This window comes from Bacillus sp. X1(2014) (genome assembly GCF_007678255.1).
In genome coordinates, this window is the sequence record NZ_VEED01000023.1 from 1 (window position 1) to 25,271 (window position 25,271).

The following is a 25,271-nucleotide window of genomic DNA, read 5'->3' on the forward strand; positions in this document are numbered from 1 at the left end:
CCGGTAGTTCAGTTGGTTAGAATGCCTGCCTGTCACGCAGGAGGTCGCGGGTTCGAGTCCCGTCCGGACCGCCATTTATATTGTAAAATGAGTACGAAACAAGGTTTCGTCTTTTTTTATGCCCTTTTTTGCTCAATTGTAAAAAATCAGGTAAACTACATATGAAATAGGACCCTTAGGAGCAATCCTAAGGTTTTTTTGCAGATAAATAAGGTAAAATGAAGATATGTGCCACGATGTTAAAATAAAAAGGTGATTGAATGAAACAATTCGAACGAATTACAACGGATTCTGAGGAGACTTCCCAATTTGCCGAAAGATTGGCTGGGTGCTTACAACCAGGGGATGTCATAGCACTGGAAGGTGATTTAGGTGCAGGAAAGACAACCTTCACAAAGGGGTTGGCTAAAGGCTTAGAAATTAAGAAAACCGTCAACAGCCCGACATTTACCATTATTAAAGAATATAAAGGAAAATTGCCATTATATCATATGGATGTCTATCGGGTTGCGGATGCCTTTGAAGACCTTGGATTTGATGAGTACTTTGAAGGGGACGGAGTGACGGTAGTGGAATGGGCTCATTTGATTGAAGAGCAGCTTCCCGAGGAAAGATTAACCATCTTCTTGTATCGTGAAGAAGGGGACCAAAGACGAATGGTTTTCAAACCACAAGGAAAAAGATATGAGCAATTATGTAAGGAGACATTTTCATGACCATATTAGCGATTGATACTTCTAATTATGCATTAGGAGTTGCGCTTTTAGAAGAGAACCAAGTAATTGGTGAATATATCACCAATTTAAAAAAGAACCATTCAGTTCGAATTATGCCTGCTATTCAAACACTAATGAAAGATTGTGAGCGGGTGCCGGCTGATATAACGAAGATTGTGGTAGCCAAAGGACCAGGCTCCTACACAGGAGTTCGAATTGGGGTTACCATTGCTAAAACGTTAGCCTGGACCCTAAACATACCACTTGTCGGTATTTCGAGCCTTGAAATCCTAGCAGCAGGTGTCAGCCGTTATTTTGATGGCTATGTATCGCCTCTATTTGATGCCAGAAGGGGACAAGTGTATACGGGATTATATCAAAATCATGGCAGTGAATTCCTAACGGTTCAAGAGGATGGCTTGGTCATGTTAGCGGATTGGGCAGAGTCTCTAAAAGGAGCAGGTAAATCAATCTTATTTATCGGAAATGATGTATCACTCCATCAAGCAACAATCGCTGACCATTTGGGATCACAGGCTGTTTTTGCAGCCATTACGGAACATAACCCTCGTCCATCTGAGCTTGCCTTTCTTGGCAAGGATAAACCTGGAGAGGACATACATTCTTTTGTTCCAAATTATATCCGTTTAGCTGAAGCAGAAGCGAAATGGTTAGAAGCGAAAGGAAAAATATGAAATGGATAGGAATAGAGAGTTATGGTAGATTCATTCGTTTTTCGTAACATGAGGGAAGAGGATATTGACCAAATCTTAGAGGTAGAGCATGCATCCTTTACTACTCCATGGAGTCGTGAAGCTTTCTATAATGAATTACACAATAATCGATTTGCTGTTTATATTGTTTTAGAAGAAAATAATAAAATTCTTGGATACTGCGGGGCATGGATTGTCATTGACGAAGCCCATGTTACGAATGTAGCAATCTTGCCTGAATTTAGAGGCCGGAAACTGGGGGAAGCTATATTGCGAAAAATGATGTCAGTAGCCCGGGAGATGGGAGCAAAGAGCATGACACTTGAAGTGCGTGTGTCCAATCATGTGGCACAATCTCTATATCGAAAGCTAGGCTTTCAAAATGGAGGAATTCGTAAAAATTATTATTCTGATAATCAGGAAGATGGTTTAGTGATGTGGGTAAATTTATGATAAAAGATCAATGGATTATGGGAATTGAAACAAGCTGTGATGAGACTGCTGTCGCAATCATTAAAAATGGACGTGAAATTGTTGCGAATGTTGTGGCATCGCAGATTGAAAGTCACAAACGTTTTGGTGGTGTTGTCCCGGAGATTGCTTCCCGCCACCATGTTGAGCAAATTACTATTGTTACGGAGGAAGCATTAAAACAAGCAAATATTACATTTGCCGAGATAGATGCAATTGCTGTCACAGAGGGACCTGGGCTAGTCGGTGCCCTGTTAATCGGGGTGAATGCTGCGAAGGCATTATCTTTTGCGCAAAATAAACCATTAGTTCCCGTTCACCATATTGCCGGACATATTTATGCAAATCGGCTGGTAACCGAAATGAAATTCCCGCTCCTTGCTCTCGTCGTTTCAGGCGGGCATACCGAGCTGGTGTATATGAAGGAACATGGTCATTTTGAAGTGATTGGGGAAACAAGGGACGACGCTGCAGGGGAAGCCTACGACAAGGTAGCGCGTACATTGAATATGCCGTACCCTGGCGGACCTCATATTGACCGCTTAGCGCAGACTGGAAATCCGACGATTAACTTACCTCGGGCATGGCTGGAGGAAGGCTCCTATGATTTTAGTTTTAGCGGTTTAAAGTCTGCAGTTATTAATACGGTCCATAATGCTGAGCAACGCGGTGAGGTGATTGCCCCTGAAGACTTGGCTGCAAGCTTTCAAGACAGCGTCATTGAAGTGTTAGTCACTAAAACAGAAAAAGCTGTCGCGGAGTACGGTGTGGAGCAAGTTTTAGTTGCCGGCGGGGTTGCCGCAAATAAAGGACTTAGACAGGCGTTAGAGAAGGTTTTTTCACAGAAACCTGGGATTGAATTAGTTATACCGCCATTATCGTTATGTACAGATAATGCGGCAATGATTGCTGCGGCGGGCAGTGTGATGTTTGAAAAGGGAATTCGAGCAAATTTGACGTTAAACGCCAATCCTGGGCTTGATATTGAATTATATAATTAATAACTCTTCTGGATAAGAAGAGTTTTTTTGTTGATAAGATTTTTTAAAAAATCATAAAAATCATCATAATTGTGGATAAGTGGCCTTTATTCTGTGTATAATGTGGATAAGTAGGGTTATTATTGTGGATATTGTGGAAAAGTGAAAAAAGCATTGAAAATACTTTGTTTACAATGTGAATAAGCTTGTGGAAAAGTGAATAATTTTTTAAAAAAGTGCATTTAGCGAATGTTGTCGATATATGTCTTATTAGAAAGAAAAAAACCGAGCACTGCTCGGTTTTTACTCTGCCAGCTCCGCCCATGCTTCCATTAGTTGCTCGAGTTCCGCTTTGGCTTTTTCATTTTTTAAGTTGATTTCTAATACTTTTTCATGATTTTGAAAGATATCGGGATCACATAGTTGCTGGTCGAATTCCTGAATTTGTTCTTCCAGTTCTTCAATTCTTTGTTCCACTTCTTCTAATTTTCGTTTGCGCTGGCGTTCTTGTTTTTTACTTTCCTTATCCTGTTGATAAGTATTTTTTTCAAATGCCTCTGTTTGTACAGCCCCTTTTTGAAAATCCGCTAGCGCTAGGGCAACAAGCTCTTCCTGCTCCAATTTCTTCTCTACATAATAATCATAATCCCCTAAATACTCTGTACTGCCATGGCGGCTCAGTTCTAAGACCTTTGTGGCAATTCGGTTAATAAAATACCTGTCATGTGAGACAAAGAGTATCGTGCCAGGGTAATCGATTAATGCATTCTCAAGAACTTCCTTGCTATCTAAATCCAAATGGTTGGTAGGCTCATCCAAAATTAAAACATTGGCTTTTTCCAACATTAGCTTAGCTAAAGCAAGTCGAGCTTTTTCCCCGCCGCTTAAGGTGGAGACAATTTTTAAGACATCATCACCGGAAAATAAGAAATTACCAAGAACTGTTCTAATCTCTTTTTCGTTTTTTAACGGGTAATCATCCCAGAGCTCATTCAAAACACGCTTGTTGGAAGTTAATTCTGCCTGTTCCTGATCGTAATATCCGATGGAAAGGTTTGTTCCATAGAGAATGGTTCCGTCTAAGGCAGGAAGTTTTTTAATAATGGTTTTTAATAAGGTTGATTTACCGATTCCATTGGGGCCCACTAAGGCAATGCTTTCTCCTTTATAGGCGCGAAAAGAAATGGCTTCTGAAACCTTTTCCCCCTGATAACCGACAGCAAGGGAATCAACTGTTAACACGTCATTGCCGCTTTGTTTTTCAATCTCAAACGAGAAAGTTGCCGACTTTTCATCCCCTAGAGGGCGATCCATCAACTCCATCTTCTCTAACTTTTTGCGACGGCTTTGGGCACGTTTGGTCGTTGATGCACGTGCTAAATTCCGGTTGATAAAATCCTGTAGATCCGCCACTTCCTGCTGTTGTTTTTCAAAAAGCTTTAAATCACGTTCATAATTTGCCGCTTTTTGATCTAGGTAGGAACTATAGTTGCCTGTGAAGCGTTGGATTTGCTTGCGGGAGACCTCATAGACCTGCGTAACCACTTTATCTAAAAAATAGCGGTCATGGGAGACAATTAAAATAGCCCCGTGATAACTTTGCAAATATTGCTCCAGCCAGGAAAGTGTATCTATATCAAGATGGTTGGTCGGCTCGTCCAATATTAAGATATCAGGCTTGGTTAATAGCAGCTTACCAAGAGCAAGCCGCGTTTTCTGCCCGCCGCTTAAGCTGGATATCATTAAGGTCTTGTCTGGAAAATTTAACCCATGAAGGACCGAACGGAGCTCTGCCTCGTATTGATATCCACCCTGCTCCTTAAATTTCACTTGAAGATGGTCGTACTCTTTTAAGATTCTCTCGTATCTTCCATTGTCTTCAAATACATGGGGGTCGGCCATTTGTTCTTCAAGAGTTCGGAGTGACTTTTCCATTAAACGCAGTGGTTCAAAAACAGTCAGCATCTCGTCCCAAATCGACAAAGTGGATTCTAAACCAGTATTTTGTGCTAAATAGCCAATCATTACTTCTTTTGGCTTGATGATTTCACCGCCATCATGCGACAAGTGGCCGGCAATAATCTTCAATAATGTCGATTTTCCTGCCCCGTTGCGCCCAACTAGAGCCACACGGTCTCGGGTTTGTAATTCTAATTTAATATTCGATAAAATAAGGTCAGCACCATAATATTTTTGTAGTTGATTAACCTGTAACAAAATCATTCTTATTCACCTCTATATATAGGTTTAGTGTACCTTATTCCCCGTATGTCGGCAATAAACTGCGATGCAGATTAGGTGGCTCAAAGTCTTAAAATCGACAAAAACCTTGATTTTCGTTCAAAGTTTCACAGACAGATAAGGAAAAATAGTGTATGATTTGAAGGGAGGATTTTTTTATATGGCAGAATTTACGCATTTTAATGAAGAAGGCCGAGCAAAAATGGTCGACGTCAGTGATAAGCCAGAAACGGCACGGACGGCACTTGCTCATTCCAGCATTACTGTAAGGAAAGAAATTTACGATAGAATTACGAATAACGAAATTAAAAAAGGCGATGTCTTAGCAGTGGCTCAGGTAGCTGCAGTCATGGCAGCAAAGAAGACGTGGGATTTGATTCCGATGTGTCATCCGATTCCCTTAACAGGGGTTAATATTTCTTTTTCCTGGGAACAGGAATCTGAAGAGAATTATCGTTTAAATATTTCTGCTGCCGTTAAAACCAAGGGGAATACAGGGGTGGAAATGGAAGCGTTAACAGCTGCTTCTGCGTGCGCTTTAACGGTTTATGATATGTGCAAAGCCGTTGATAAAGGTATGGTAATTGGACCCACTTATCTTGTCGAAAAAACGGGCGGTAAAAATGGTGATTTTAAGAGACACGAAAAAGTTAAATGATATTTAACTAAATTATTCATGGGGTGTGGGAGATTATGAGTAATGAAACAATGAAAATACCACAGGCGACAGCCAAACGGCTGCCTCTTTATTACCGATTTCTTAAAAACCTGCATTCTTCCGGTAAGCAAAGGGTTTCATCAGCCGAACTAAGTGAAGCTGTAAAGGTAGACTCAGCCACGATTCGCCGCGATTTTTCTTATTTCGGGGCATTAGGAAAAAAAGGTTATGGGTATAATGTCAATTATTTGATTTCCTTCTTTCGTAAAACCTTGGACCAGGATGAACTGACAAAGGTTGCCTTAATAGGGGTAGGGAATTTGGGTACAGCATTTTTAAACTATAATTTTTTAAAAAATAATAACACGAAAATAGAATGTGCCTTTGATGTGGATCCAGATAAAATGGGGACAACGATCCGCGAGGTCCCGGTTTATCATATGGATGAATTGGAGAAGGTTTTATCTGAGGGAGATATCTCCGTTGCGATATTAACGGTTCCAGCTCCAGTTGCACAGATGATTACTGATCGACTTGTGAGTTCAAATGTAAAGGGGATATTAAACTTTACGCCAGCACGCTTAAATGTTCCTCCACAAATTAGGGTCCATCATATTGACTTAGCAGTGGAACTGCAATCGCTTGTTTATTTTTTAAAGCATTATCCGACGGTGGAATTAGAGGAAGAAGAACAATAAGTAGTTAAGAGCTTTTCACAAAATTTGTGGAAAGCTCTTTTGTGTTGATTAGATATGTATTAAAAATGCGATGGTCCTGACCCCTATTTTGGCAGGTTCATTTTGCTCATAAGTTAAGGAAAGTTAAAAAGAATAGGTCTAAAAGGTCTTTCGCGTTAATCAACGTGAAGGGCCTTTTTTTGAATCATAATTAGGACAACCTAATATTTACATTTGCACTTTACGAGCGTAACAGTGTTATGTTATATTGTTTATGGAAAGGGGTTTTCATTATGAGTGAGGAATTAATCTCAAAGAAAGACCTATTAGAATTAGCGGGAATATCTTATGGGCAGCTATATAGATGGAAACGAAAGGACTTAATCCCGGAAGAATGGTTTGTGCGCAAGTCTACGTTTACAGGACAAGAAACTTTTTTTCCTAAGGAAAAGATCTTAGAAAGAATCGAAAAAATCCAAACGATGAAAGAGAACTTATCCTTAGATGAGCTAGCGGATATGTTCTCTCCTAATGTAGCAAATTTAAATTATAGCAAAGATCAATTAGTAAAACGTAACATTGTTTCGACAACCGTTGTCGATTTTTACTTAGAACAGGAAAAGGGGAGTCTGGATTTTAATTTCACAAGGATGCTAGAAGTGTTTGTATTAGAGAAATTGCTTCAATCGGGTGAAATAAACCTAGAGGAAGGGAAAATGGTCTTGCAGGTGTTAAAGGACCATACAGCATTAATAAAGCAAAAAAGCTGCGAGTTAGTGGTTACTCGGAAGTTGGGGATGTCATCCTGTCTGTTACTCATAAATGCTGAAGAATTTCACTTTGATAGCAGCACGAAGGTTGTCACTGTGCTTTCACTGATGAAGTGCATGGAAGAGATTAAAGCGAAATTATTATAAAGGAGAATGACGATGGATACGAAAAGCAGAGGAGACTTGCTGATTAATGGCTTCGGGGCATCCAACGGGGGGCAGTTCCGCGTTGTTACATTAAATGGCAGAGGGACGATTAACAGCGATTTAGAATGCATGGAACTTGATTGTAATGGTTCAGGTATCCTTAATGGCAATGTTATTTCTGAGAAAGTAAAGGTGAACGGGAATGGGAGGTTCAAAGGGAATCTCGAGGCCCAAAATCTATCGATTGATGGATCTGCACGGATCGACAAAAACCTAACAGTGGAAAAACTAAAGATCTCTGGTAAAGGAACGATAGGCGGCAGGGTCAAAAGTGAGGAAATAAAAATTGAGGGAATCTTTACGGTAAGTGAGGATTGTGAAGCGGAAATCTTTAAAGCAGAATCGCAGTTTACGATTGGCGGACTTCTAAATGCCGACCATATCGACATAAAGATGTTTGGAGAATGTAAAGCAAAAGAAATCGGCGGGCAAACGATTACGGTTAAGCAGAAAGGTTCATCCTTAGTCGGTAATTTGCTTAAATCCTTTTATAAACCACAGCTGGAAGCGGAATTAATCGAAGGGGACAAAATTGAACTCGAAAATACAACCGCCAAAATCGTCCGCGGAAACCAGGTATCGATTGGTCCAAATTGTCAGATTGGCCTAGTTGAATATACAGAGGAATTTTCGATGGAAAAAAAGACCGTAGTTGCTGAATACAGAAAGATTTAAAGGAGGGAAAAGCGAGATGATGGAAAAGAACGGAAATCTTATTATCAATGGATCGGGAAGCTACCCTGGCGGCTGTTATGATAAAATCAGTATCCGCGGGGAAGGGACCATTATGACTGATGTGGAATGTTCGGCTCTCAAAGTATATGGCACAAGTGAAGCTGCCGAAAATGTTAAAACAGGCTCGGTAAAAGTATTTGGTGAAGCTGAGGTCAAAAGGAATATAGAAGCCGAGGATACACTTGTGATGGGGACGATGATGGTCGGCGGCAATGCTCACTTGAAAAAAATTAAGATTTTAGGATTGCTGGAAGTCGGCGATGGACTTACTGGAGATGAGGCAAACATTAAAGGAAGTATTGCGGTGAATGGTGATGTGGAATATGAGACATTTGACTCGAGCGGCGGTTTTGAGATTAAAGGCTTACTGACGGCGGATACCATTAAGGTTGGTCTTCGTTTCGGAGAGAGCAGTGCTGAGGAAATCGGCGGCGGGAAAATAACGGTGAAAAAAAAGAGTAACACACTGCTGCCATTTGGAAAAGAAATCGGGTCTCTTAGTGTGAAAGTTATTGAAGGGGATGACATTTACCTTGAAAATACAAAAGCAGATATTGTCCGCGGTAACAAGGTGAAAATTGGCCCTGGCTGTCAAATTGGAGTGGTGGAATACAGGGACGATTTCACACATAATTCAAAGGCAACGGTAAAAATAACGACAAAGATATAAGGGAGAAATGTGATGGTGACAAAAGAAAGTAAATTAGGATTAGTGGTTGCGGGGCTATTACTGGGGATTTTGATGGCCTCGATGGATAATACGATTGTCGTTACAGCGATGGGAACGATTGTTGGCGATCTTGGGGGACTAGAAAGCTTTGTCTGGGTTGTTTCTGCGTATATGGTCGCTGAGATGGCGGGGATGCCAATATTCGGTAAGCTATCGGATATGTATGGGCGAAAAAGATTCTTTATTTTTGGATTAATCCTGTTTATGGCAGGTTCGGCATTGTGTGGAACGGCTGAAACCATCACACAATTAAGCATTTATCGGGCGATCCAGGGAATTGGCGGCGGAGCACTGGTTCCGATTGCCTTTACCATTATGTTTGACTTGTTTCCTCCTGAAAAGCGTGGGAAAATGGGCGGTCTGTTCGGAGCAGTATTTGGCTTATCGAGTATTTTTGGGCCATTGCTTGGGGCGTATATAACAGACTATATCAGCTGGCATTGGATTTTCTATATTAACATGCCTCTAGGGATTCTTTCACTAATCTTTATTACCATCGCCTATAAGGAATCTCCAATTCACAAAAAACAAATTATTGATTGGTCGGGAGCAGTAACCTTGGTTGGAGCGGTTGTTTGTTTAATGTTTGCGCTTGAACTTGGGGGACAGAAATATGACTGGGATTCTACGGTGATTTTGAGCTTGTTTGGTGGATTTGGGCTTTTGTTTTTAATCTTTTTATTTGTGGAGACTAAAGCGAAGGATCCGATTATATCCTTTTCGATGTTTAGGAACCGCTTGTTTGCAGGCAGTACGATTGTCGGCTTATTTTACGGGGCAGCATTTATGGCAGCAACGGTGTACATTCCGATTTTTGTGCAAGGGGTGTATGGCGGAACGGCCACCAACTCTGGGTTGATATTATTGCCAATGATGCTCGGTTCGGTCGTTACTGCACAAGCGGGCGGTTTCTTGACGACAAAGATGAGTTACCGAAACATCATGTTTATCTCCGGAGTGATTTTGATTGTCGGCTTATTGTTATTGAGCACGATTTCACCGGATACAAAGAGAGCGGTATTGACTCTTTACATGATAATTATCGGTTTAGGGGTCGGCTTTTCCTTTTCAGTGTTAAGCATGGCTGCGATTCATCCGTTTGGAATCGAACAAAGGGGCTCTGCCACATCAACCAGTAACTTTATACGGTCCTTAGGAATGACGATCGGGATTACCATTTTTGGTACGATTCAACGAAGTGATCTTAAGGAAGGATTGGAAAATGCTTTTGCAGGAATGGGACTGATGCCAAAGGGACAGAGTTTCGGGGATTCTCGTGCGTTATTATCGGAGGAAGCGAGAAAACTAATTCCCTCACCATTTCTCGACAAAATCACAGATGCACTCTCAAGTTCGATCGTCCACACCTTCACATGGGCACTCGTCCCAGCAGGTTTAGCTTTCCTATTTATCTTTATCCTCGGGAAAGAGCGGATGGTCATTAACAAGGGGAAAGTGTCGAAATAAGTGTTTTAAAAATAGTATTGTGTCCTCTTTTTTGAGATTTTCAAGTTGTGATTGGTTCTATCAGCGAATTTACTTATCCAATCAGCGAATATGAGGGTTTAATTGGCGAATTTGGACTTCCAATCAGCGAATTGTAAAAAGGTGTCAGGCACATGTGAAGGAAGAATTCACATGGTGCCTGACACCTTAATTTTTTTTCTGATTCTTTTTCTTTAACTGATCTTTGTATTTGAAGTGAAAAATGATCATTTTAAGGCCTGAGCCAAAGTCAAAGGTGGCTAATAGGATAAGGAGATAGCTGAAAAACCCCCAGCCGCTACTTTGAACATGATCAATGGCGAAGTAGGTAAATAACCCGCCAAGAAGAAAGTAAATCAATCCGGAAAACAATGGTGAACGTCTCATAGAAATCCTCCGATAAAGTTTTGAACGGCCTCGGCTTGTCTTTGCAGTCGTTCAATATCGTCTTTATATATAGACTGAACCAAGACAACCATGGTATTCATCGCGACATGGGCAAATATTGGCACGAAAATGGATTTAGTCATGACATAAAGAAAAGCGAACGTAAAGCCCATCGCGGAATAAAGCAAAATGTGCTGGAATTCCATATGTGCTGCAGCGAAAATGACCGAACTAATAAGTGCAGATATAAAGAAATTATAGCGATTATGAAGCGATCCGAAAATGATTTTGCGAAAAACGATTTCCTCTAAGATGGGTCCAATGATACTCGTAACAATAATCGCTAAAGGAAAAGCCTCGATAATCTTAAGAATACCCTTTGTGTTTTCAGAACCCATTTCCACCCCTAATAGGTTCTCAATGATTGCCGCAACATACTGGGCAAAGAGAGCAAGGAAGATTCCGGCAAAGGCCCATATCACTGAATGACCAATTGAACCTTCCTTCTTGCGGAAGCTGTGATCGTTCATTTCCTTCCGCAGCAGTAAAAGAATGATTAATAAGGCAATTGTAAAACTAGCGAGGAGCCATGAAGGAACCGCAAGGCTTTGGTTAATCCCAAAATATTTAAATCCATACAAAAAGAGTGGTACACCGATTAAACTGGAAAACTGCATGGCGATGTAAACAATTATGATCATCCAATAATTCCGTTTCAAATATCTAGTCCCCTTTAGATTCCATTTTATAAATTTTGCAAAATAGGTCATTATAATCATCCAATTTCAAGGATGCCAAATCGCTTAAACCTTAATCTATACTATTCTTCATTCTACTCTTAAAACCAGGATTGTTTCAATTTAGAAAGCTTTTTAAAAAATAGGTATAGAATATTGTGTCTTTCAAATACTTAATAAGGTTGTCAGAAGGATCATTAGACGGTTTCGCTTTTCAATTTTTTTTGTAAAATTTTATGCTTCACACTTGCAAAAGATTTTGAGATTCATTATTATAATAATTGTGTTAGCACTCATTAATAGAGAGTGCTAATAAGTCAGAATTACATATATCTTTGAGGAGGTTGTTTGATTTGTTAAGACCATTAGGTGATCGTATTATCATTGAGCTTGTTGAATCAGAAGAAAAAACTGCAAGCGGGATCGTATTACCGGATTCAGCGAAAGAAAAGCCTCAAGAAGGAAAAGTTGTTGCCGTTGGTACTGGTCGCGTACTTGAAAGCGGAGAGCGTGTAGCACTAGAAGTTTCTGTAGGTGATCGTATCATCTTCTCAAAATACGGCGGTACAGAAGTTAAATATCAAGGTACTGAATACTTAATCCTGCGCGAATCAGATATTCTTGCAGTCGTTGGCGCTTAATTAGAAAAAATGCAGCGCCCTTTAAAAACTAATACGAGGGCGTTCGTGCCTGACAAATAGATAAGTTTACAATAAACAGTTAAACAATATGAGGAGGTTTTTAAACAATGGCTAAAGAGATTATGTTTAGTGAAGATGCACGCCGCAAAATGCTTAGTGGTGTTGATGCTCTAGCAAATGCAGTAAAAGTTACTCTTGGACCTAAAGGGCGCAACGTGGTTCTTGAGAAAAAATTCGGTTCACCACTAATCACAAATGACGGTGTAACAATTGCAAAAGAAATCGAATTAGAAGATGCATTCGAAAACATGGGTGCAAAACTTGTTGCTGAAGTAGCAAGCAAAACTAACGATGTTGCCGGTGACGGTACAACAACTGCAACTGTTCTAGCTCAAGCGATGATTCGCGAAGGCTTAAAGAACGTAACTGCTGGTGCGAACCCAATGGGTATCCGTAAAGGAATCGAAAAAGCTGTTGCAACTGCTGTTCAAGAATTAAAAGCAATTTCTAAACCAATCGAAAACAAAGAATCAATCGCACAAGTTGCTTCCATCTCTGCAGCTGACGAAGAAGTAGGCCAATTAATTGCTGAAGCAATGGAGCGCGTTGGCAACGACGGCGTTATCACTATTGAAGAATCTAAAGGTTTCACAACTGAATTAGATGTAGTAGAAGGTATGCAATTTGACCGTGGTTACACTTCTGCTTACATGGTAACTAACACAGATAAAATGGAAGCTGTTTTAGAAAATCCTTATATCTTAATCACTGATAAGAAGATTTCTAGCATTCAAGAAATCCTACCAGTTCTTGAGCAAGTCGTTCAACAAGGCAAGCCGCTATTACTAGTTGCTGAAGATGTTGAAGGTGAAGCACTTTCTACTTTAGTAGTTAACAAGCTTCGCGGAACATTCAATGCTGTTGCTGTTAAAGCTCCTGGCTTTGGTGACCGTCGTAAAGCAATGCTTGAAGATATCGCTGCATTAACTGGCGGTGAAGTGATCACTGAAGAGTTAGGCCGTGAACTTAAAACTACACAAATCGGCTCTTTAGGCCGTGCGGCTAAAGTTGTTGTAACAAAAGAAAATACAACAATCGTTGAAGGCGCAGGAGATACTAATGAGATCGCTGCACGTGTGAACCAAATCCGTGTTCAATTAGAAGAAACTACTTCTGAATTTGACCGTGAAAAATTACAAGAGCGTTTAGCTAAATTAGCTGGCGGTGTAGCAGTAATCAAAGTTGGTGCTGCAACTGAAACTGAATTAAAAGAGCGCAAACTTCGTATCGAAGACGCTTTAAACTCTACTCGTGCTGCAGTTGAAGAAGGTATCGTATCCGGTGGTGGTGTAGCCCTTCTTAACGTATACAGCAAAGTAGCTGAAATCCAAGCTGAAGGCGACGTAGCAACTGGTATCAACATCGTATTACGTGCGATGGAAGAGCCTGTCCGCACAATCGCTCACAACGCTGGCCTTGAAGGATCTGTTATCGTTGACCGCTTAAAGCGCGAAGAAATCGGCACTGGTTTCAACGCTGCAAATGGCGAATGGGTAAACATGATTCAAGCTGGTATCGTTGACCCAACTAAAGTTACGCGTTCTGCATTACAAAATGCTGCATCTGTAGCGGCTATGTTCTTAACAACTGAAGCAGTTGTTGCAGACAAACCAGAACCTGCTGGCTCAGGCATGGGTATGCCTGATATGGGCGGTATGGGTGGAATGGGCGGCATGATGTAATTAGGGTTTCAAAGCCTTGTTATATCAACGTCTAAAATGATAATATGCTTTTCTTGTCCTCGGATTTGTCCTCGTTTTATAAAAACACGGCAACCTATGACATAAAAGCTAACTATAGGAGAAGGTCTTTCATCAGTTTGCTAAACTGTTGGGAGGCCTTTTCTTCCATATTGGCGGTCATATGAGCATCTTTTACAGCTAGAAAAACACGGAGACCTTACCAAGAAGTCCATCATCTTATCCCTTTAGAGTTTCAAAATGAATTTGAATGCTCTTTGGATTGTATTAGCAATTTGACGGTCTTGTGCAGTCGAGATCATGACTGCTTGCATTACGGTGTACAGGAAGAAAGAGAAGTAATTCTTGGGAAGTTGTTTGATGAACGAGTAGAGTCTTTAGCAAAGTCGGGGATAATTATTACTAAGGCTGAGCTTTTTAACATGTATAGAAAAGAAGCTAATCAAGATGATGAAGAATAAAAAGCGTGCAGTTGTGGAAGAACTACACGCAAAAAACAAAAACAACGTTTGTGGTCTACAGGATTTTTTACAATCACAAAATGATATTGGTACCCTTGATTTTTGAACTGCCCATGAAGTAGACAGTGGAAATAAACGATACTAGGCGGCTTTATCCCTGTATTCTAAGGGGTTAAGGCCGTTTAGACTTATTATAGGGAATTTTCGACACGTTTCATTTTATTCCTTTCGACAACTTTATGAACGAAAAGCTCTTTTTAATTGATTTTCTCGAAAATTTCCATCAAGTATAAAATATATGCCAAAATACCTAGAGGAGTTATTTAGAAAAAATCGAATTAATTAAGTTGGAAAAAAATGGTAGTTTCCAAGAAGAGACTATATTTTTAAAATACTTTAAGAGGGGGATGAGAAATGAGAAAAAAACTAATGTACATGCTATTAATAATTGTATGTATCCTGGGTGTATCAAACGGTCCTGTAAACGCCGCTGCACCAACCAAAGCCAAAGCAGATGTGGTGAAGGGGACGATTAAAGAGCACGGCCAACCGTTAAAGAATACCCAAGTTATGATTAAGGAACAAGGAACGTTAAAGTGGATTCAGGCGATTACAGACACAAACGGAGCCTTTAAAACAAAGTTGGCTGACGGTACATATACGGTAAAAGGGATCAAGGACAAAAGTAATTCCTGGTATAGTACAAACCAAAGTTTTGTCGTAAGTAAAGGTAAGATTCAAGGTTCAACCGGAGGGGAAATCAACCTTTCCAAAACGAAAAAGGGAAAAACTCCTTCAGAAACATCCGGTAACTTCAACGGTGTTTTAAAGGAAGGAAAAAAGGGCTTAAAAGCAGATTTAATTATCTCAAAATATAATGAATATCAAGAAGATATTTATACAGTATCCTCAAAAGGCAATGGAAGCTTTTCAGCTTCATTACCAGATGGGCAATATTTCCTGTTCGATATAGAAGTGGATCATGGCTCTTATCGCTATCAGTTAGCATTCACAGTCAATGATGGCAAGGTATATGTTGGAGATGAACAGCAAACGAGTATATCCATCACCATCCCTGTCAACAAAATAGCAGGGAAGGCAGCAGACTCTACTACTCCATTAACTGAGGCTACGATTCTTGTAGAAAAACGCCTGGAAGATGATATTCAATTTATTCAAAGTGTGTTAACAAACAAAAAAGGGGAATTTTCGTTAAGGGAATTAGCGGATGGAACCTATAGCATTAGTGTTTATCACCCAACCTTTATTTCAGTAGATCCTATCACCGTTGAAATCGTAGACGGAGCTATTTATATCGATGGGAAGAAGACTCCATTACTTACCATTACTGTTCCCGATATTAACGTAAAAGGAACAGTCTCTGATGGTGTGCAGTCCCTGACGAATGCGTATGTCAATTTTGAATGGCAGAAGTCCGAGACAGATTATTATATGTTCGGGACACCTGTTGACGCAAATGGGAACTTTGAGTATCGATTCCCGGACGGCCAGTATACCATTAGGACTATTGATGAACAAAACCGATTTAATAGGGTTGACATTCCATTTGAAATACGTGATGGAAAACTCCTTCAAAATGGAGAGCCAGCTTCAACTTTAGACATTAACCTGCCGCCTGTTTCCTTCCAAGGGAAGCTTGTCGAATCAGGGACTGCCCTTCAAGGTGCGATTAATGTTGAAAAAATTTCTGAAGACGGAACGACGGAGTACTATGATGGCGTAACAGATGAAAATGGAATCTACTCGATGCGCTTGAAGGATGGCAGCTATCAAGTCACCAACACGTTTCTATTTGATGAAGGCGAAAACCTTCAGTTTAATAAGAAGTTTGAAATTGTTAACGGCAAGCTATTCATCGATGGCAATGAGCAATCCTTACTAGAGTTGCGGATTCCGCCAGTTACTGTGCATGGATTAGTGAAAGATGGAGATACTGCTGTATCATATGGCTTCATGTGGATTAGTTCAGCAGACGGAAGTTACTCTAATGGGAAAAACCTAAACCCGGATGGAACCTTCTCCCTGCGTTTAGCAAATGGGGATTATTCAGTAAAAGAAATTAGTTTAGATGATGGAACCGCAGCGTCTATGGATTTCGCTTTTTCAGTTGTGGACGGGAAGACATATGTGAATGGTCAGGTAACGGATTTGCTTGAGGTTACTGTACCTGCGGTCACGGTGACAGGAACGTTAACGGAAAATGGAAATCCGATCATGGGGAACATGTACATCATGGAAACTGGCGATGCAGATAATCCTGTCCAAGCGGGGGGCTTAACCACTGAGGATGGCAGATTCCAATTCCGCCTGCCAGATGGCACATACAAAGTCTATGATATCTATCTTAATGATGGCACAGCTTACAGTCCTGGCACAGAGTTCACTATCGAATCAGGACAATTATATGTAAATGGTGAACAAGCGGAGCAGCTTGACATTGCTGTTGCCCCTGTAACATTATCAGGTACTGTGTATAATGGGGAAAACCTTGTTACCGATGGTTACGTTGCAATCACTTCTTTGGATGGAAACTGGACAGCCGGTTATCCTAGCTGGATCCAATACGGCCTTTATCAAGGTCGCCTGGCGGATGGGCAATACGAGATTTCAGCAGTGGAAGATTTCCAAAATGGTACTTATTACTTAAATAAACAGTTTACCATCTCAGATGGGGAACTTTTTGTAGATGGCAATGAAGTAAGTTCATTAGATCTAAACCTGGCCGACGGCTGGCAATAAACCACTGGCGGATACTGTAGACTATGGTGAATGGAAGTCTGGTGTCCGTGCACTGGGAATTCTTGTTTCCTCTTCAGGAATAGCAGCTAAACTAGGTTCAGGTCTTGGTGGTGCCATTCCAGTTTGGTTACTTGCTGCTGGTGGTTATGTTGCCCATCAAAAGCAATCCTCAACAGCATTGCAAATGATTTCTTTAAACTACATTTGGCTGCCAATTATTTTAAGCGTAGTAGCCATTCTTATTATGGCTTTTGTCTATAAGTGGGAAAAACCGCATGATGAAATTGTAGCTGAATTAGAAGCAAGAAGAGCACAACGTTAATTAAAAGTTTGATAAAAATTAATTAAATTTCCTGGTCTCTTCAATTTAGTGTCCTCGGATTTGTACTCGTCTTCGCTTCTTTTTATTTAAAAATATTGAAGGGAAACTTCAAAAACGCTTATATATTGGTGTTTATTTAAAACCTGTTTCTTTCTATTTTATATAAAAATGAATGGGCGGCATGATGTAAGTCTCTTGAGCCATACATTTGAGAAATAGTTACGGCTATTTTCCCCCCATTTTGAGAAGTCGTCATGTAAATTATTTTTATATCAATAGCAAAAACCACTTCCTAATAAATTAGGGAGTGGTTTTTTAATCTTAATGTCCAGAAGTTATTTTAATACCTGCAGCCCCTGTAATAATACACATAATCAATAGGATTGTTCTTAAACTTCTAGGTTCATTAAAGAAAATCATTCCTGCTAAAACACTTCCAACAGTTCCGATACTGGTCCATATTGCATAAGCAGTCCCCACTGGAAGAGAAGTTAATGACAAAGAAAGAAAATAAAAGCTTAAACTCCCAAAAAAAAGACACCCTACAGAGGGGAGTAATTTTTTAAACCCATTTGCACGTTTCAGGCTTATAACACTACCAATCTCGGCAAATCCGGCAATAAGAAGAAAAAACCAAGCCATTGAATCATCCCCAAACCTTGTATAGATCATTTCATTTCCTTTAATGTTTAGGTTGTGATGGACTAATTTTTATTCCAATTATCCCTAATATCATTAAAGCTACAAAAAATACTTTTAGTTGATTAATAGTCTCTCCCCAAAAAAGTATCCCCGTTACTACTGTTCCCACCGTTCCCAATCCAGTAAAAATGGCGTAACCAGTTCCTAAGGGAATTGAATGTAAAGCTTTTGAAAGTAAAAAGAAACTAAAGATTATAATAACTACCGTTACTATACTAGGTATAATTTTGGTGAATCCGTGTGAATATTTAAGACCAATCACCCAGACAATTTCCAAAAGTCCTGCTATTATGATATAGATCCATGCCATTTTATCGCTCTCTCCTTCGGCGTTGACACTTATTTTTGAACCACGAAGTTCTCCATATATCGATAAATCGCATAAGCTACCCCATTCTCATCATTTTTAAGGGTTGTCGTTGTACAAACAGCTTTTATGACATCTTTCGCATTTCCCATCGCTACACTGTATCCAACTTTCTGGAACATGGATAAATCATTGTTGCTGTCCCCGATTGCCATAGCCTGATCTAAGGAGCCGTTCATCGAGAAGACCAATTTTTCAAGGGACATTCCTTTTGAAGCTCTTTTACTAGTAATTTCAATGTTATGATCAGCAGATGAAACAACCATCAACTCATCAAACTTTTTGAATTGGTTCCATCCTTCCTCTAATTTCTTTTTATCAAAAGAACATGCTATAATGTTATAAAATTCTTCCTCCTGTTTTAAGATATCATCATAGTTTTCAACTAAAACATATCCAAACTGGTCAAATTGCCTTTCCGCTACTTCAACTAATTCTTTCATATCTGTATTCAAATCTGCGCTTTTCAAACTTTGAATCTCATTATGGAAATGTTCTCTTCCCTTTTTAAGAGTATAAATGGCTTTATCAGTAAACACTTCGTAATAATAATTCCTTTCATCTAACCATTGGAGAATAGATTCGACACAATCTTTAGTTATCGTAATAGAAGAAATGCACTTTCCGCTTTTTGAATGAATGGTTGCGCCATTTGTCCCGATTACAAATGGAGAAATCCCGGCTTTTTCACAAATTGTTTGAACGTCAAAATAAGCCCGTCCTGTTGAAATAACTACTTCAAAGCCTTTACCTTGAGCATATTGAATCGCCTTTATATTTTCTTCACTTATTTCATTCTGGTCGTTTAATAATGTTCCGTCTAAATCTATCGCAATGAAATTCATGCTATATAGCTCCTTTTCTCATTCTATCTATTAAATTTTCTTTCTAGCTTTTTTACCTGCTATCAATAAAAATCTAATCAAAAAAGAGAGAGAACTCTCTCATCCGTTTCGATATGTCCTTTTAAGGATTGACTATGCTTGAATCCAATTGATTTCCTCTAATTTTGAATGATTTCTCCATTCCTCTGGAAATGGTTGCTCGCAGACAATCACATCGACTTTTTCTAGAGGACAAATTTTACAAAATGTATCGACACCAATTTTAGAGTAATCCGTTAGCAATACAACTTGCTTTGATACCTCGACCATCTTGCGTGAGACTAATGTTTCATGTAAATGATAATTACTAACCCCACTTTGAATAGAAACACCACCAGCTGAAATGAACGCTTTATCAATATTAAATTGATTTAACATTTGTTCTGTGAGACCGCCGCATATCGATTGCTGCTTTGGATCAATTTGACCACCTAGTAATAGAATTTGTCCTGTAAACTTATTTTGATTGAGCGATTCGGTCAACACAGACGACACAGGAAGAGAATTGGTTAAAATCGTAATGTCTTTTTTATTTTCAATACACTGCGCAAATTCAAGCATGGTTGTCCCTACATCAATGACAATCACATCTCCGTTAGAAATGAGTTCTACTGCTTTTTCACCAACCTTAACTTTCGCTTCTTGATTCACCGTTGTACGCTGTGTGAATGGAGGTTCCTCAAATTCAAAGACTGTTTTAATCGCTCCGCCGTAAACCCTCTTTAAAAGTCCTTTTTCCTCTAATATCATCAAATCGCGTCGAATCGTTTCCTCTGAAACATTATATTGATCAACTAATTCCATAACTTTTACTTTTCCCATTTTGTTCAGTTCTTTTAAAATTTCATTCTTTCTTTCTTCTGGCAATACAGACATATTTCTTCCCCCTACGATCATTAATAATTTATAAAATAATGCATTCTTTCTTCGGTACAAGAATATGAACGCGTGCTCCTTGCTCAAACATTTTCCCTCGGTGGTGAAGATAGTCTACATGGAAGGCTGACAACTCTGTTTCAACTTCATATCTTAAAACATTCCCTGTCATGGTTACATCTTTAACAATTCCTTTAATTCCCCAGTTCGCTTGTAAATCCAAGCTATCCTCTCCAGAAGAAACTAATTGTATAACTTCAGGACGGATAGCGACTTCATTTCCTTTTAATTCCTTACTACGGACAAGTTTATGGAAAACCTCCATGTTACAAACATTATAATTTCCGATAAACTTTGCAACAAATGTATTGATTGGAGTGGTATAGATTTCTGATGGAGAACCAGATTGTACAACGTTTCCTTTATTCATGACAAAGATTCGATCAGACATCGTCATTGCTTCTTCTTGATCATGTGTTACAAAAATAGTTGTAATATCTAATTCCTTCTGTATTCTCTTTAATTCTTTTTGTAAACTTTTTCTAATTTTAGCATCCAGTGCACTTAACGGCTCATCTAATAAAAGTACTTTTGGCTCCATAACCAGGGCACGAGCAAGAGCAACCCTCTGCTGTTGCCCTCCAGATAACTGATGAGGATAAGACTTTTCTTTTCCATTTAAATCGACCATATCAATCATCTTTTTTACTCTTGAATCAATATTTTTTGCCTTCCTCATTTTAAGTCCGTATGCGATGTTATCAAAAACGTTCATATTCGGAAAAAGTGCATAAGATTGAAACACCATACCGACTTCACGCTGACGCGGTGATAAATTAGTAATATCTGTTCCATCAATTAAGATACTTCCTACATCTACATTTTCAAGTCCAGCGATTGAACGCAGTAACGTACTTTTTCCGCAACCACTTTGCCCAAGAAGTGTAACAAATTCTCCTTTGTTCAATGTTAAAGAAATGTTGTTTAAAACGACTTGATTATCATATCCCTTAGTCACTTGATCGATGGTTACGTAGCTCATTAATTTTCACCTTCTAAAGTAGTAGTTTTATGATGATATTGTTTTTTTAAAAACGTAAGAAATCGCTTCTTATTTGATACAACTGAGTTTTTTTCTTTCTTAAACGATAGTTTTAATACGGTCGCAGTTAAAAATAAAATCAATAAATAATATGTGATTACAATTGCACTAGTTAAGTGACCACTGCTGTTTAGTTTGTCTGCAAGATAAATTTGAATCGTTTCAAATCGGCCTCCGACAAGCAAATTTGCAAAAGCAAATTCACCAAATAATAAAGCAACTGATAATAAAGTAGATACTAAAATACCAGACATAATATTTGGAAGTACCACTGTACGAAATGCCTGAAATTTTGAAGCACCAAGTAATTCAGCTGCATCTACAAGTTGGATAGCATTAAGTGTTCGAAGGCTGTTGCGAATACCTTGATACATAAATGGTAGAATGGTTATGAAATAAGCACCAATTAGTATCCACGGTGTCCCGGAAATTTGAAATGGTCCATTTGAATATAGCTTTATTAATCCAACCGCTCCAACAATTGGAGGAATTCCATAAGGAAGCATCGCTATTGCTTGAAGCAAACCTTCCCATTTACTGAAATAGACAGTGACGATAAAGATAGTTGGAAGCATAATAAGGACACTAAGACCTACAGTTACAACAATTAAAAACAGTGTTCTTTCGATAGCATCATAAAACCGTGTATCTTGAAATAAATCACTATACCAATGGATTGTATAACTCTCAGGTAAAATTGAATGATCCCATTTACCAGCAATCGAGAATAAAAATGTTCCGACAAGTGGAATTAATAAATACAAAACTAGTATTCCAACAATCACTTTATACAAGATTTTTGAAGATTTCATCGTAAATCCCTCCTAATGCGACGCATCATTCGTTCGTTGAACCACATTGCCCCAATCATAGTCGATGCTAGAAGAACTCCTAACGCACTACCCAGCTGTGGTTTTAATGTAACGTCACTTGCAACTAAAGAGGCTATTTGCAATGACAATAAGTTATAGTTGCTACCGACCAACGCATAGGCTGTAGCGTAAGCACCCATCGCATTTGCAAACATAATACTAAATGTACCTACAATACTAGGTAAAAGTACGGGTATTCCAATTCGAAGCCAAAATGAAACTTTTGATCCTCCTAATAGTGAAGAAGCTTCTTTCCATTGTTGTTTTATTCCTTGATAAGACGGATAAATTAACATAACAGCAAGCGGAATTTGGAAATAAATATAAACAAGAATTAGTCCTGTCCATGAATATAAATTAAAATCTGCAAACACTTTTAAACCGATCTTGTGAAAAAGTAATGTAAATAATCCATTGTTTCCAAGTAAAATAATATATGAAAATGAAAGGGTAATCCCTTCAAAATTCGAAGTCACATTAGTAAGCATTAGTAATCGATTTTGTACTTTTTGAGAAAACTTAGTAAACGAATAAGCTACAATTACCGCTATAATCACAGAGGTTACAGCTGAAAATAATGAAATAAGAAGGCTGTTTTTAATTCCTTGCATATAAAATTTACTTTTAAATACTGTTAAATATTGATTAATTGTTACGTGAATTCCATCATCTGCATAAAAGCTATTTTTAATCATTGCCACTATTGGCCCAATTTCAAAACCAATTACAAATAGTATAAATGGCAATAAGAGAGCTAATAAGTAAATTTTTTGTTTATTCATTTTTCGCAACACTTCTCGCTCCTCTATGTTTAACAATTTTGGAATTGGTTTAACAATAAGGCAGTTAAACCAATTCCAGTGTTCATTTTATTGATGCATTGAACATTCACTTAAAGGGTAACTTCTTCTTTTAGTCCTGGTAATCGATATGAAATCATTTTATCTGACGGGTTGATATTTAAAAGCTCACAAACAAGTGGTGCAAAAGCTAATTGAGGAATTACCTCACTGTAAACACCTGGCTTAACTTTTGGGCTAATGATAAATAGTGGAACATCACGCTCACCATCAGTTATGCCACCATGGTTGCCGTATTCGCTCATTCCATGGTCAGAAGTTATTAAAATATGATAACCTTCTGAAATCCAAATTGGCAGAAGCTGAGCTAATAAGCTTCCCATTTTTAAAATTTGTTCACGATATTCTTTCGATTCCGAACCATAAATTTCGCCTTTTACATCTACCCCTAGCGGATGAATATATAAAAAGTGTGGATCGTACTTTCTACGCAAAGCTTCTGCATCCATTAGGACATGACTATCTGGATAGTCATCATCCCAATAGAATTTTCCATATTGAATCGCTTTTGACTCGTCATCTTGCTCACGATCTTCAATAAATTGGAATGGTGCACGATTATAAAGTTCGCTTACCCAGTAATACGAAACCGATCCGTTTCTTAAGCCATTTTCTTTCGTTAAATGAAAGAGACTTTTCTCAGTAGATAGACGAACAGCTTGATTAGATGTAATTCCATTCATTGATGCAGGTGTACCAGTTAGTAACACTTCATATAATGGACGAGAAAGACTCGGAAGCTCTGACTTCACTTTATAAAGTGCCGCTTGATTTGTTTCTACTAAATGTTGAATAAATCCAAGTGCTTCACACGCTTTATCGTATCTCATGCCATCAACAACAATAGCGATAACTTTATTTGACATTTACTAACACCTCTTCTTGCCATAATTGTGGTAAAGTAGTAGCAGTTTTTTCCCAAGCTTTTTGATCTTTTACTGGTGTTACATTTTTGTATTCTGCTTTTGGAAGCAATTTGTCTGCTACTTCTTGTGGAAGTTTTACATCACGAATTGGACGAGCAAATCCTTTTGCTAAGTTAATTTGACCTTGATCACTTAAGATATATTCTCTTGTTGCCATCGCTGCATAAGGATGTTTCGCGTACTTATTAATGATCGTTGTATAACCACTTACGACCGAACCTTCTTCTGGAATACATACATCAAATTGGTCTCGGTTGATTTGGCTAGCATAACTAAGTGCATTGAAATCCCAAACAATTGCAACTTCTACTTCGCCTTTTTCAATGGTAGCTGGTTTAGCATCTGTTAGACTAAGACGACCTTGTTTAGCAAGCTTAGCGAAGAAGTCAAGTCCTGGTTTAATATTCGTTTCATCACCGCTGAAAGCCATTGCTGCAGCAAGAACACCCATCTGATTCTGCGCTCCGCGTTGAACATCTCCAATCGTTACTTTGTAATTTCCTTCTAAAATGTCATTCCATGATTTCGGTGGATTTTTCACCAAATTTTTATTAGTAAGAAATGCGATTGTTCCTTGATATCCAACAACCCAATCTCCATTATCATCTTTCGCCCATTTTGGTATTTCACCCCAATGAGAAGTTTTATATGGAAGTGTTAAACCTTTTTGTTCAGCAATTGGTCCAAAAGATATTCCCACATCACCAATATCGGCTGTTGCATTTTCTTTTTCAGATTCCATTTTTGCAATTTCTTCAGCACTCGACAAATCTGTATCACTGTGTTTCAAGGTATATTTATTCGTAACATCATTCCACGTTTCTCCCCAGTTAGCCCATGAATCAGGCATACCGACACTATTAATTGCTCCCTCTTCTTTTGCCTTTTTTTCAATTTCTTTCAGGGTTAACGAACTTGAATCCTTAACAACTGGAGCAGCCTCCTCTTTAGTAGCTCCACAAGCAGCTAATCCTATTACACTCACTCCTAACATCACAGCTTGAATAGACTTGTAACATTTCTTCTTGAATGTGTAATTCATAAAAGTGCGCCTCCATTTAGTGTGGAATTTTTAATGTTAATTACTGTTTGTTACGGGTTAATCATAATCTGACAATGTTAATGCCACATTAATCCAACGTTAAGACTTTGTAAATCAGCTCTTTATTTCTCCAATTCATCATCTTTGTGAAAATGTTGTTTACTATCTTTACGGGTATTGCTCAAATTG

Annotated in this window: 26 protein-coding genes and 1 pseudogene; 15 read left to right on the forward strand and 12 right to left on the reverse strand. The window is 38.8% G+C overall.

Annotation, left to right across the window (positions count from 1 at the left end; genetic code table 11):
• The first annotated feature begins 260 nt into the window (after positions 1 to 260).
• The 4 genes from tsaE to tsaD are packed head-to-tail and all read left to right on the forward strand — an operon-like array spanning position 261 to position 2,901.
• Positions 261 to 716, forward strand: a complete 456-nt coding sequence (tsaE, locus tag FS608_RS25980) for a tRNA (adenosine(37)-N6)-threonylcarbamoyltransferase complex ATPase subunit type 1 TsaE (RefSeq protein ID WP_144555469.1) — start codon at positions 261 to 263, stop codon at positions 714 to 716.
• A complete protein-coding gene (gene tsaB / locus FS608_RS25985; RefSeq protein ID WP_144555470.1) occupies positions 713 to 1,411 on the forward strand; it encodes a tRNA (adenosine(37)-N6)-threonylcarbamoyltransferase complex dimerization subunit type 1 TsaB in 699 nt (232 codons plus the stop codon). Before tsaE ends, tsaB begins: the two co-directional genes overlap by 4 nt.
• Positions 1,412 to 1,432: 21 nt before the next feature.
• Entirely contained in the window at positions 1,433 to 1,882 is a 450-nt protein-coding gene (gene rimI / locus FS608_RS25990) for a ribosomal protein S18-alanine N-acetyltransferase (RefSeq protein WP_144555471.1), read from the forward strand.
• Positions 1,879 to 2,901 (forward strand): tRNA (adenosine(37)-N6)-threonylcarbamoyltransferase complex transferase subunit TsaD, encoded by a 1,023-nt coding sequence (tsaD, locus tag FS608_RS25995; RefSeq protein WP_144555472.1) that lies wholly within the window; start codon positions 1,879 to 1,881, stop codon positions 2,899 to 2,901. Before rimI ends, tsaD begins: the two co-directional genes overlap by 4 nt.
• 282 nt (positions 2,902 to 3,183) lie before the next feature.
• Here the strand turns inward: tsaD and FS608_RS26000 are convergent, their stop codons facing one another.
• Entirely contained in the window at positions 3,184 to 5,103 is a 1,920-nt protein-coding gene (locus tag FS608_RS26000; RefSeq protein ID WP_144555473.1) for an ABC transporter ATP-binding protein, read from the reverse strand.
• Positions 5,104 to 5,281: 178 nt separating this feature from the next.
• Here FS608_RS26000 and moaC point away from each other — a divergent pair, with 178 nt between their 5' ends.
• The 6 genes from moaC (at position 5,282) to FS608_RS26030 (ending at position 10,365) form a co-directional block, all read left to right on the forward strand.
• The gene (moaC, locus tag FS608_RS26005) at positions 5,282 to 5,779 is read left to right on the forward strand and encodes a cyclic pyranopterin monophosphate synthase MoaC (RefSeq protein WP_144555474.1); all 498 of its coding nucleotides are present in this window, start codon (positions 5,282 to 5,284) and stop codon (positions 5,777 to 5,779) included.
• A 35-nt stretch (positions 5,780 to 5,814) separates the two neighbouring features.
• On the forward strand, positions 5,815 to 6,477 hold the full coding sequence (locus FS608_RS26010) for a redox-sensing transcriptional repressor Rex (protein ID WP_144555475.1): 663 nt from the start codon (positions 5,815 to 5,817) through the stop codon (positions 6,475 to 6,477).
• Positions 6,478 to 6,749: 272 nt separating this feature from the next.
• Positions 6,750 to 7,373 (forward strand): YhbD family protein, encoded by a 624-nt coding sequence (locus tag FS608_RS26015; RefSeq protein ID WP_144555476.1) that lies wholly within the window; start codon positions 6,750 to 6,752, stop codon positions 7,371 to 7,373.
• Between the two features lie 12 nt (positions 7,374 to 7,385).
• Complete coding sequence (locus tag FS608_RS26020; RefSeq protein ID WP_144555477.1) at positions 7,386 to 8,108, forward strand: polymer-forming cytoskeletal protein; 723 nt, start codon at positions 7,386 to 7,388, stop codon at positions 8,106 to 8,108.
• A gap of 16 nt (positions 8,109 to 8,124) precedes the next feature.
• Positions 8,125 to 8,838, forward strand: coding sequence for a cytoplasmic protein (locus tag FS608_RS26025; protein ID WP_260871830.1), 714 nt, complete (start codon positions 8,125 to 8,127; stop codon positions 8,836 to 8,838).
• 12 nt (positions 8,839 to 8,850) lie between these two features.
• The gene (locus FS608_RS26030; RefSeq protein WP_144555478.1) at positions 8,851 to 10,365 is read left to right on the forward strand and encodes an MDR family MFS transporter; all 1,515 of its coding nucleotides are present in this window, start codon (positions 8,851 to 8,853) and stop codon (positions 10,363 to 10,365) included.
• A 186-nt stretch (positions 10,366 to 10,551) separates the two neighbouring features.
• Here FS608_RS26030 and FS608_RS26035 read toward each other — a convergent pair whose 3' ends face one another.
• Both FS608_RS26035 and FS608_RS26040 read right to left on the reverse strand, forming a co-directional pair.
• A complete protein-coding gene (locus FS608_RS26035; RefSeq protein ID WP_144555479.1) occupies positions 10,552 to 10,770 on the reverse strand; it encodes a YdiK family protein in 219 nt (72 codons plus the stop codon).
• Positions 10,767 to 11,489, reverse strand: coding sequence for a CPBP family intramembrane glutamic endopeptidase (locus FS608_RS26040; RefSeq protein WP_144555480.1), 723 nt, complete (start codon positions 11,487 to 11,489; stop codon positions 10,767 to 10,769). The genes FS608_RS26035 and FS608_RS26040 overlap by 4 nt, the downstream gene beginning before the upstream one ends.
• 371 nt (positions 11,490 to 11,860) lie before the next feature.
• On the opposite strand from FS608_RS26040, the gene groES reads away from it, so the two are divergent.
• The 5 genes and pseudogenes from groES (at position 11,861) to FS608_RS26065 (ending at position 17,451) form a co-directional block, all read left to right on the forward strand.
• The gene (gene groES, locus FS608_RS26045) at positions 11,861 to 12,148 is read left to right on the forward strand and encodes a co-chaperone GroES (RefSeq protein ID WP_026565252.1); all 288 of its coding nucleotides are present in this window, start codon (positions 11,861 to 11,863) and stop codon (positions 12,146 to 12,148) included.
• Positions 12,149 to 12,255: 107 nt separating this feature from the next.
• Entirely contained in the window at positions 12,256 to 13,890 is a 1,635-nt protein-coding gene (gene groL / locus FS608_RS26050; protein ID WP_026565251.1) for a chaperonin GroEL, read from the forward strand.
• Positions 13,891 to 14,117: 227 nt separating this feature from the next.
• Positions 14,118 to 14,369, forward strand: a pseudogene (locus tag FS608_RS26055) (MrcB family domain-containing protein); the annotation flags it as partial.
• 414 nt (positions 14,370 to 14,783) lie between these two features.
• Positions 14,784 to 17,129, forward strand: coding sequence for a carboxypeptidase-like regulatory domain-containing protein (locus tag FS608_RS26060; protein WP_144555482.1), 2,346 nt, complete (start codon positions 14,784 to 14,786; stop codon positions 17,127 to 17,129).
• 58 nt (positions 17,130 to 17,187) lie between these two features.
• Positions 17,188 to 17,451: an MFS transporter gene (locus FS608_RS26065; protein ID WP_260871835.1), complete on the forward strand. Its 264-nt coding sequence runs from the start codon at positions 17,188 to 17,190 to the stop codon at positions 17,449 to 17,451.
• A 321-nt stretch (positions 17,452 to 17,772) separates the two neighbouring features.
• Here the strand turns inward: FS608_RS26065 and FS608_RS26070 are convergent, their stop codons facing one another.
• From FS608_RS26070 to FS608_RS26110, 9 genes are all read right to left on the reverse strand, one after another.
• Positions 17,773 to 18,093, reverse strand: coding sequence for a DMT family transporter (locus tag FS608_RS26070; RefSeq protein WP_144555484.1), 321 nt, complete (start codon positions 18,091 to 18,093; stop codon positions 17,773 to 17,775).
• Positions 18,094 to 18,133: 40 nt separating this feature from the next.
• Positions 18,134 to 18,463 (reverse strand): DMT family transporter, encoded by a 330-nt coding sequence (locus tag FS608_RS26075; RefSeq protein ID WP_144555485.1) that lies wholly within the window; start codon positions 18,461 to 18,463, stop codon positions 18,134 to 18,136.
• A 29-nt stretch (positions 18,464 to 18,492) separates the two neighbouring features.
• A complete protein-coding gene (locus FS608_RS26080; RefSeq protein WP_144555486.1) occupies positions 18,493 to 19,365 on the reverse strand; it encodes a Cof-type HAD-IIB family hydrolase in 873 nt (290 codons plus the stop codon).
• Positions 19,366 to 19,497: 132 nt separating this feature from the next.
• Positions 19,498 to 20,280 carry a DeoR/GlpR family DNA-binding transcription regulator gene (locus FS608_RS26085; RefSeq protein WP_144555487.1) on the reverse strand — a complete coding sequence of 261 codons (783 nt, stop codon included), beginning with the start codon at positions 20,278 to 20,280 and terminating at the stop codon, positions 19,498 to 19,500.
• 28 nt (positions 20,281 to 20,308) lie between these two features.
• Positions 20,309 to 21,322 (reverse strand): ABC transporter ATP-binding protein, encoded by a 1,014-nt coding sequence (locus FS608_RS26090; protein ID WP_144555488.1) that lies wholly within the window; start codon positions 21,320 to 21,322, stop codon positions 20,309 to 20,311.
• Positions 21,322 to 22,194: an ABC transporter permease gene (locus tag FS608_RS26095; protein ID WP_144555489.1), complete on the reverse strand. Its 873-nt coding sequence runs from the start codon at positions 22,192 to 22,194 to the stop codon at positions 21,322 to 21,324. Before FS608_RS26095 ends, FS608_RS26090 begins: the two co-directional genes overlap by 1 nt.
• Entirely contained in the window at positions 22,191 to 23,048 is an 858-nt protein-coding gene (locus FS608_RS26100; protein ID WP_260871831.1) for an ABC transporter permease, read from the reverse strand. The genes FS608_RS26095 and FS608_RS26100 overlap by 4 nt, the downstream gene beginning before the upstream one ends.
• Before the next feature lie 98 nt (positions 23,049 to 23,146).
• Positions 23,147 to 23,980, reverse strand: a complete 834-nt coding sequence (locus FS608_RS26105; RefSeq protein ID WP_144555490.1) for an alkaline phosphatase family protein — start codon at positions 23,978 to 23,980, stop codon at positions 23,147 to 23,149.
• Positions 23,970 to 25,082: an ABC transporter substrate-binding protein gene (locus FS608_RS26110; RefSeq protein WP_144555491.1), complete on the reverse strand. Its 1,113-nt coding sequence runs from the start codon at positions 25,080 to 25,082 to the stop codon at positions 23,970 to 23,972. The genes FS608_RS26105 and FS608_RS26110 overlap by 11 nt, the downstream gene beginning before the upstream one ends.
• Positions 25,083 to 25,271 lie beyond the last annotated feature (189 nt).

Coding starts and splice junctions, on each gene's coding strand:
- FS608_RS26105 (WP_144555490.1), bottom strand. CDS start 23,980: ATGTCAAATAAAGTTATCGCTATTGTTGTTGATGGCATGAGATACGAT.
- moaC (WP_144555474.1), top strand. CDS start 5,282: ATGGCAGAATTTACGCATTTTAATGAAGAAGGCCGAGCAAAAATGGTC.
- FS608_RS26095 (WP_144555489.1), bottom strand. CDS start 22,194: ATGAAATCTTCAAAAATCTTGTATAAAGTGATTGTTGGAATACTAGTT.
- FS608_RS26020 (WP_144555477.1), top strand. CDS start 7,386: ATGGATACGAAAAGCAGAGGAGACTTGCTGATTAATGGCTTCGGGGCA.
- FS608_RS26025 (WP_260871830.1), top strand. CDS start 8,125: ATGATGGAAAAGAACGGAAATCTTATTATCAATGGATCGGGAAGCTAC.
- tsaB (WP_144555470.1), top strand. CDS start 713: ATGACCATATTAGCGATTGATACTTCTAATTATGCATTAGGAGTTGCG.
- FS608_RS26075 (WP_144555485.1), bottom strand. CDS start 18,463: ATGGCATGGATCTATATCATAATAGCAGGACTTTTGGAAATTGTCTGG.
- FS608_RS26110 (WP_144555491.1), bottom strand. CDS start 25,082: ATGAATTACACATTCAAGAAGAAATGTTACAAGTCTATTCAAGCTGTG.
- FS608_RS26030 (WP_144555478.1), top strand. CDS start 8,851: ATGGTGACAAAAGAAAGTAAATTAGGATTAGTGGTTGCGGGGCTATTA.
- FS608_RS26070 (WP_144555484.1), bottom strand. CDS start 18,093: ATGGCTTGGTTTTTTCTTCTTATTGCCGGATTTGCCGAGATTGGTAGT.
- FS608_RS26085 (WP_144555487.1), bottom strand. CDS start 20,280: ATGTCTGTATTGCCAGAAGAAAGAAAGAATGAAATTTTAAAAGAACTG.
- tsaE (WP_144555469.1), top strand. CDS start 261: ATGAAACAATTCGAACGAATTACAACGGATTCTGAGGAGACTTCCCAA.
- rimI (WP_144555471.1), top strand. CDS start 1,433: ATGGTAGATTCATTCGTTTTTCGTAACATGAGGGAAGAGGATATTGAC.
- tsaD (WP_144555472.1), top strand. CDS start 1,879: ATGATAAAAGATCAATGGATTATGGGAATTGAAACAAGCTGTGATGAG.
- FS608_RS26035 (WP_144555479.1), bottom strand. CDS start 10,770: ATGAGACGTTCACCATTGTTTTCCGGATTGATTTACTTTCTTCTTGGC.
- FS608_RS26000 (WP_144555473.1), bottom strand. CDS start 5,103: ATGATTTTGTTACAGGTTAATCAACTACAAAAATATTATGGTGCTGAC.
- FS608_RS26010 (WP_144555475.1), top strand. CDS start 5,815: ATGAGTAATGAAACAATGAAAATACCACAGGCGACAGCCAAACGGCTG.
- FS608_RS26080 (WP_144555486.1), bottom strand. CDS start 19,365: ATGAATTTCATTGCGATAGATTTAGACGGAACATTATTAAACGACCAG.
- FS608_RS26015 (WP_144555476.1), top strand. CDS start 6,750: ATGAGTGAGGAATTAATCTCAAAGAAAGACCTATTAGAATTAGCGGGA.
- groL (WP_026565251.1), top strand. CDS start 12,256: ATGGCTAAAGAGATTATGTTTAGTGAAGATGCACGCCGCAAAATGCTT.
- FS608_RS26060 (WP_144555482.1), top strand. CDS start 14,784: ATGAGAAAAAAACTAATGTACATGCTATTAATAATTGTATGTATCCTG.
- FS608_RS26090 (WP_144555488.1), bottom strand. CDS start 21,322: ATGAGCTACGTAACCATCGATCAAGTGACTAAGGGATATGATAATCAA.